We start from the raw sequence: 6,937 nt of genomic DNA, 5'->3' as shown, positions 1-6,937 counted from the left end.
GACGCCGACCTGGAAGGCTACCGGCGTTCCGCTCCGGTGCGATGGGGTAACGGCACGGCTGACCAGCGCCAGCCTCGCGGTCGCGGCCGGCCCGGTGGAGCGCCCAGGCCAGCGCGTCGGCGGCCGTCAGGTTGGGGTGGCGGGCGTACTCGGCGCGGGCGTGGGCCACGGCCTTGGCGGGGGAGCCGTGGTCGGCTTCGAACTCCGCCCAGGTCAGGTCGTCCCTGACGGCCGCGGCGTCCATGAGGATGCGCTGGGCCGCCAGCAGCCGCCACTGCGGTGCGGGGTCGCGGCCGGCCGCGGCGAGGGTCTCGCCGTACTCGATGATGTACTGCGGCAGCGGCAGCCGGGCCACCAGGGTCGCGTAGTCGTCCAGCGCACGAGGGAGCTGCCCGGACAGCGCGCCGGCCCTGGCCCGCCCGGCCAGGGCGGGGGCGAAGGCGGGCGCGGCGTCCAGGGCAGCTGGTACTGCTCGGCGGCGGCGGCCACGTCCCCTGCGTGCAGGGAGAGCTCGCCCAGCGAGTAGCGGCAGTAGGCGACGTCCTCGGGGGCGTAGGCGTCGAGCAGGGCGTAGTTCAGGAGCCTGCGCGCCTGGGCCAGGTCGCCGCGCAGTTCGGCGGCGTAGGCGGCGCGCGTGTAGGCGGAGACGCCGGGCCGCAGCGCGATCATCCGGTCGGCGGCCTTCGCGGCCGCGTCGTAGCGGCCGAGCTGGGTGGCGGCGTCGGCGAGCACCCCGTAGGCGGTGGCGCCGTAGGGGTTGGCGGCGATCGCGCGGTCGGCCAGCCGTACGGCCCCCGCGAAGTCGTGCCGCGCCGCGGCCAGTGCCGCACCGCCGGTCAGGGTGGCGGGGTCACCGGGGGCCAGCGCGGCGGCCCGGTCGAGGGCCTGCTGGGCCCGCGCGTAGAGGGTGGGGTCGGAGGTGATCCTGGCCTCCTGCACGTAGGCGGCGCCGAGCCGGGCCCAGGCGTGGTGGTCGCGCGGGAGCCGCCGCAGCCTGGCGTTCAGGGCGTCGACCGTCGCGCGGGCGGAGGTGGCCGACAGCGCCGTGTCGGCCTGCGCCGCCGCGGCGGGGACGGGCGCCGGCGCCGGCGGCGGGACGGGCGAGGGGAGCAGGGTCGCGGCGGTGGTCAGCGCGGCGGCCAGGACCAGGCCGCCCGCGGCGAGCACCACCCCCCGTCGGGATGGCATGACGATGACCTCCAGGCAGGAAGGGAAGGGAGCGGGGCCGGGGCGACCGGCCCCGCGGGGTCAGCGCGCGCCGGCGTTGACCGAGGTGTTCGCGGGAAGCGCGACGTACGGGAAGGACGCGCCGAACGCCTTGTCGTTGGCGTCGACCCGGTCGCCGGTCGCCAGGGCGTCGACGAGCTTGCCGGTCCTGGCCGCGCCGGCCATCGCCTGCAGCGCGATGTCCACGACGTCGTCGGTGAGGCGGCGGCCGTTCGGGAAGCCCTGGAGGTCACCGGCGAGCACGCCCAGCCGGTTGGGGGCGGCGGTGGGCGGCACCGACATGTTCAGCCGCAGCATCTCGGCGGGGCGCAGCCGGCCGGCGTCCTTGTTGAGGGTCTGCGAGTTGAGGTCGGCCTTGATCGGGCCGTTGTCCTTGGCGATGCCGGTCAGGAAGATCTCGACCAGGTCGGTACGGGGCGTCGCCGGCGCCTTCAGGCCGTAGATCTTCTCCAGCAGCCGGGGGACCTCCGGATGGGTGACCCGCCTGACGACGGAGGGCAGGCCCGCGTCCTTGTCGGGGCTCACGGAGTTGAAGGCGTCCTTGAGCCCGGCGGGCAGGACGACCTCGTTGACCAGCGGCTGTCCCAGGCGGGAGACCTGCTTGTAGCCCTGCGGGCTCCACTTGTCGACGCTGGACCACACGCCGATGACGGGGTTACGGCGGGCGTCGCCCTTGAGCGCCACCGCGTCCTTGGGCACCTGGACGGCCAGCGTCTGCACGCCGTACCCCTTGAGCGTGTCCTGGCCGACCTCGGACAGGTCGCCGCCGTAGAGCAGGTCGAAGACGCGCAGGTCGAGGAAGAAGGGGTCGTCGGACTGCCCCGCGAACGTCCTGCCGCCGCCCTGCACCGAGGTGACGGCCTGGGCGCGCAGCGTCGCGTAGGAGGGCATGGAGGCGGGACCGGTGTTGCTCGGCGCGACGACGCCGTTCCTGACCAGCGTGGTGACCCCGCGCGGGGTGATCCGCTGGAGCGTGTAGCGCTGACGGAACAGCAGGTTGGGGTCGTCGAGGGAGGTGACGGGCCCGTTGTCGGCGAGGAATGTCGAGGTGCCGCGCCGGTCCTCGTCACGGAACGTCCACTGGTAGGTGACGTCGGGCAGGGCGTCACCGTTGCTGTCGATCTTGATGTTGTAGCGGGAGCGGGTGTCGAAGGTGTAAAAGTTGGGCCCGCCGTTCGGCTCCTCGAAGGGGAGGAAGTCGGCCAGCAGGGTGACGGTGTCGGGGCGGTCGGGGCTGACGAACGCGTAGACGTCGGTGTTGTCGTTGCGCGGGTCGCCGGCGATCAGCGGTGCCTCGCGGTGCGAGGACGCGGTGCCGGCCGGCGGCTGCAGCAGGGCGAGGGACGAGGCGGCCAGCGCCCCCGCGGCGGCCAGGGCGAGCAGGGCGCGCCGGTTGGTCGTGAGCTTCATGCGACTGTGAGCCTTTCGCAAGCGTCTGTGTCGTGGTCGAGGGGTCCGGCCGGGTCCTCGCCGCGTGATTCGGGGCGGTGGCGGCCGCGGATGGCTCGAATCGCAAAAGATCTCAACGGGTCTGGTGATATGCCGGGTAATGGGGGTTTCAGCGGGAAATGCCGTTGGGTCTACCGGCGGTCGGGAAGCCACCCCCTGAGGTTGCCCGGCGACCAGCTCGTGCCCGGTGACCCGACACCCCGACGCGCAGATCGGGATCATCGAGGACCTGTCGCGACGGCCGGGTGACCCGAACGAAGGAGGGGCCGATCGGACAGGTGTCCGGTCGGCCCCTCGGATGTTCAGCGCTGGTGATCAGCGGCGCTGATCAGCGCTGTGCGGGTTCAGCTCAGGCCCTGCCGCCCTTCCTGGCCATGGCGGCCTTGCTCGTCAGCTCGTCCTCGAGCTGGTTCCTGAGCTCGGCCTCCAGCCGGTTCCTGAGCTCGGCCTCGAGCCGGTTCCTGAGCGCGGCCTCGATCTGGTTCCTGATCTCGTTCTCCACCTGGTTCCTGGCCTCGGCCTCGGCGCGGTTCCGCGCGTCGGCGTCGGCGCGGTTCCGCGCGTCAGCGTCGGCGCGGTTACGGGCGTCGGCGTCGGCGCGGTTACGGGCGTCGGCGTCGGCGCGGTTCCTGGCGTCGGCGTCGGCACGGTTACGGGCGTCGGCGTCGGCCTGGTTCCGGGCGTCGTTGCGGGCGTCGTTGCGAGCGTCCGCGTCCGCGTCGGCGTCCGAGTCGGCCCAGTTCCGCGAGTCCAGGTCCGCCCAGTTCCGCGCGTCGTTGCGGGCGTCGGCGTCCGCGTCGGCCTTGTTGCGGGCGTCGGCGTCAGCGTCGGCGTCAGCGTCGTTCCGGTTGCGGTTGTCGGCGTCCTGGCGCTGGCGGGCGTCGGCGTCGTTCCGGTTGCGGTTCTCAGAGTCCTGACGCTGCCTGGCGTCGGCGTCGGCGTCCGCGTCGTTGCGGTTGCGGTTGTCGGCGTCCTGGCGCTGGCGGGCGTCCGCGTCGGCGTCCACGTCGTTCCTGTTGCGGGCGTCGGCGTCGGCGTCCACGTCGTTCCTGTTGCGGGCGTCGGCGTCGGCGTCCACGTCGTTCCTGTTGCGGGCGTCGGCGTCGGCACGCTGGCGAGCGTCAGCGTCGGCGTCCACATCGTTCTTGTTGCGGGCGTCGGCGTCCTGGCGCTGCTTCTGCTCGGCGTCCGCCTTGTTGCGAGCGTCGAGGTCCGCGCGGTTGCGGGCGTCGGCGTCCACGTCGTTCCTGTTGCGGGCGTCAGCGTCGGCGTCGGCACGCTGGCGGGCGTCGGCGTCGGCACGCTGCCTCGCGTCGGCGTCCGCCTTGTTGCGAGCGTCGGCGTCCGCGTCGGCCTTGTTGCGGGCGTCGGCGTCGGCACGCTGGCGAGCGTCGGCGTCGGCGTCGGCGTCGGCGCGGTTGCGGGCGTCGGCGTCCTGGCGCTGCCTGGCGTCGGCGTCCACGTCGTTCTTGTTACGGGCGTCGGCGTCCTGGCGCTGCCTGGCGTCGGCGTCGGCGTCCACGTTCGTCTTGTTCTTCGCCTCGTTGCGGGCGTCGGCGTCCTGCCTCTGCAGGGCGTCGGCGTCCACGTCCGTCTTGTTGCGGGCGTCGGCGTCGGCGCGCTGGCGGGCGTCGGCGTCCGCGCGGTTGCGGGCGTCGGCGTCCTGGCGCTGCCTGGCGTCGGCGTCCACGTCGTTCTTGTTGCGAGCGTCGGCGTCCACGTCGTTCCGGTTACGGGCCTCGTTGCGGGCATCGGCGTCGGCGTCCTGGCGCTGCCTGGCGTCGGCGTCCGCGTCGGCGTCCTGGCGCTGCCTGGCGTCGGCGTCCGCGTCCTGGCGCTGCGTGGCGTCCGCGTCGGCACGCTGCCTGGCCTCGGCCTCGGCACGCTGCTTGGCCTCGGCCTCGTTGGCCGCACGCTGCTTGGCGATGGCGTCGGAGAGGCTGTCGGAGTCGGCCGAGGTGTTCAGGTGGAAGTTGACGTTCTGGTGCAGGTTCTGCGACTGGCTCTGGAGCTGGCTCTGCAGCTGCTTCTGGAGCTGGCGCTGCTTCTGGAACTGCTTGTTGATGCTGCGCAGCAGGTCGCGCCGCCAGCCCCAGCCACGGCCGCAGCCGCCGCCCCATCCACCAATTCCGCAGCCGCCGCCGGCCTCGCTGGTGCTGGCGTTGGTGCTGGCGCTGGCAGCGGTGTTGGCGGTGGCGGCGCCGAGTCCCACGGCGCCGGCGCTCAGAAGGGTGGTAACAGCGGCTGCCGCGACAGCGCCCGTGAGCTTCTTCATTGCGTGATTCCCCCTGTGAAATGACTTGACTTGCACCAGCATGGCCATAAGCCAAATAGCTGGAAAACGCCCTACGTAACCCTGAAGGATTATCTTGCGCGCAACGTAGATTTCCCGCCGATCACCGGATAAACGGACATTACCCGCTTCTTTGTGCAACTGGCTGCTTGCTTGACTAAGTCGGATTTCCCACGGGCGGAGAGGCATGGCAGGTGTAGCCGTATTCGCCGTGACTCGGAACGTTCGTCCTGGGCGCAAGCCCTGTCCCACGCCTACGGGACGCTCATGAGGCGCGCTTAGCCACCCCTTTCCGGTCCGGCGTGCCGGCTTGAACAATGGCGCACTCTCGGCGGAAGGAGCGGGTGTTCCGGGCTTGGTGGAGCCGGGATGGCGTGTGTCGCTACCCATCGACAAAACGGACAATTGCCATTTCGTTCCGCCTGTCCGGCTGTAAGTATTCGGGCACCTCGAAAAAGGGGTGAAGGTTACTAATCGCCCCTATTGGAAGAAGTCGCGTCGCCCCGCCGACCGCCGGATCAGCGCCGGGTGCCGTCCTGGGACGGCAGGTGGCCGTGCAGCGCCTGCCGTACGGCGGTGTCGTCACGCCCGTGCGGCGCGGTGATCCAGCGGGTCAGGGCGTCGGCGTCGCCATGGGACAGGAGCCTGCCGCGCAACCGCTGGTGCAGCCGTTCGCGCAGCGCCCCGACGCCCTCCGCGCGGGAGGACGGCAGCAGCGGGCCGGGGTACCGGTCGAGCAACTCGCCGACGTCCACGCCGGTCAGGTCCTCGTCGAGAGCGAGGAAGTCGGCCGTCGTCCGCCCCAGCAGCCGGTAGGGGTCGGAGCCGAGGCGGTAGCCGAGCACCCGGCGCAGCCTGGTCATCTCGGCGCGCAGGGTGACCGTCTTGGCGCCCTGCCCGTAGACCTCGCGGGCCAGCGCGTCGGCGGTCAGCCCCGCCGGATGGGCCGCCAGCAGCACGACGAGCTCGCTGTGGCGGGCGCTGAGCTCGTGGGTGACACCGTCCAGGCGGATCCACGCGCGATCACGGCCGAGCGCGTGCAGCAGCAGCCCCTCGTCGGCGCTGTCGGCGTCGTCGGTGCAGTGCACCGCGAACGGGCCGGAGGGGGACAGGCGCTCGACCACCACCCGGCGGCCGTCGGCGAGCGTCGCGGGTCCTTCCCTGGGCGGGAACGGCCAGCGCCGCGGGAGCCAGCCGCCGGGCGAGGCGTGCAGCACCCGGCCGTCGGCACCCACCAGCGCGCTGTGGATGCCCTTGTGGCGCATGACGTGGTCGAGGTAGCGCATGCGCAGCAGTTCGTCCTGGTGCCTGGTCTGCTCGCCCAGCTGCGCCTCGGCCAGCCGCGCCGCGGCGGCGACCAGCGACAGGGACAGGGAGTTCGCGGCGGGCGTGGGGCAGGTCACGTCGATCGCGCCGAGCAGCTCGCCCGTGACCGGGTTGCGGATGGGCGCGGCGGAACAGGTGAAGTCGACGGCGACCGACAGGAAGTGCTCGGGACCGCGCACGCGGAACGGCCGGCTGAGCGCGAGCGCCGTGCCCACGCCGCTGGTGCCCGCCTTGCCCTCGCTCCACAGCGCGCCGGGCACCAGGTTCACCCGCTCGGCCAGCCGCCGCGCCGACCGGTCGCCCATGATCCACAGCAGGTGGCCGGCCGAGTCGCTGGCGAAGACCAGGTGACCCGGCTGCGTCGCCGCGTCGCTCAGCGTGGCCAGCAGGGTCGGCCAGACCGAGGCCAGCGGATGGTCGCGCCGCAGCCCGCGCACGCGGTCCTCCGCCAGCTCGATGGGCGGCAGGGACCGGTCGGGATGCACACCCTGCTGCCGGGCACGGTCCCAGGACTCACGTACCTCGGGGCGCACCTGCGCAGGTCGTTGGCCGCTCAGTGCCCGCTCGCGAGCACGGGCCATGCGTCGCGTCGAGTCGTCCATGATCTCCTGCCGAGAAAGGTAGCGCCGGATGCAACCCCAA

General features: G+C 72.7%; 5 protein-coding genes. All 5 read right to left on the bottom strand.

The genetic code is table 11. The features are described 5' to 3' along the window. The coding region (locus ACWEVS_RS33465; protein WP_452554684.1) for a hypothetical protein at positions 1-244 on the bottom strand (244 nt) is incomplete at its 3' end. Then, positions 214-1,188: a tetratricopeptide repeat protein gene (locus ACWEVS_RS33460; protein ID WP_452554682.1), complete on the bottom strand. Its 975-nt coding sequence runs from the start codon at positions 1,186-1,188 to the stop codon at positions 214-216. The genes ACWEVS_RS33465 and ACWEVS_RS33460, both read right to left, overlap by 31 nt. A 60-nt stretch (positions 1,189-1,248) precedes the next feature. After that, the gene (locus ACWEVS_RS33455; protein WP_449918741.1) at positions 1,249-2,637 is read right to left on the bottom strand and encodes a DUF4331 domain-containing protein; all 1,389 of its coding nucleotides are present in this window, start codon (positions 2,635-2,637) and stop codon (positions 1,249-1,251) included. A gap of 388 nt (positions 2,638-3,025) precedes the next feature. Further along, entirely contained in the window at positions 3,026-4,951 is a 1,926-nt protein-coding gene (locus ACWEVS_RS33450; RefSeq protein WP_452554680.1) for a hypothetical protein, read from the bottom strand. 536 nt (positions 4,952-5,487) lie between these two features. Then, positions 5,488-6,897, bottom strand: coding sequence for a GAF domain-containing protein (locus ACWEVS_RS33445; protein WP_452414976.1), 1,410 nt, complete (start codon positions 6,895-6,897; stop codon positions 5,488-5,490). Between the last annotated feature and the right edge of the window lie 40 nt (positions 6,898-6,937).

It is taken from the genome of Nonomuraea sp. NPDC003754 (assembly GCF_053605785.1).
The sequence above is the reverse complement of the archived record's forward strand: the minus strand, read 5'-3'. Positions and strand labels throughout refer to the sequence as shown.

Excerpts from the sequence above, each read along its gene's own strand:
- ACWEVS_RS33460 (WP_452554682.1), bottom strand. The coding sequence starts at position 1,188 with ATGCCATCCCGACGGGGGGTGGTGCTCGCCGCGGGCGGCCTGGTCCTG.
- ACWEVS_RS33455 (WP_449918741.1), bottom strand. The coding sequence starts at position 2,637 with ATGAAGCTCACGACCAACCGGCGCGCCCTGCTCGCCCTGGCCGCCGCG.
- ACWEVS_RS33450 (WP_452554680.1), bottom strand. The coding sequence starts at position 4,951 with ATGAAGAAGCTCACGGGCGCTGTCGCGGCAGCCGCTGTTACCACCCTT.
- ACWEVS_RS33445 (WP_452414976.1), bottom strand. The coding sequence starts at position 6,897 with ATGGACGACTCGACGCGACGCATGGCCCGTGCTCGCGAGCGGGCACTG.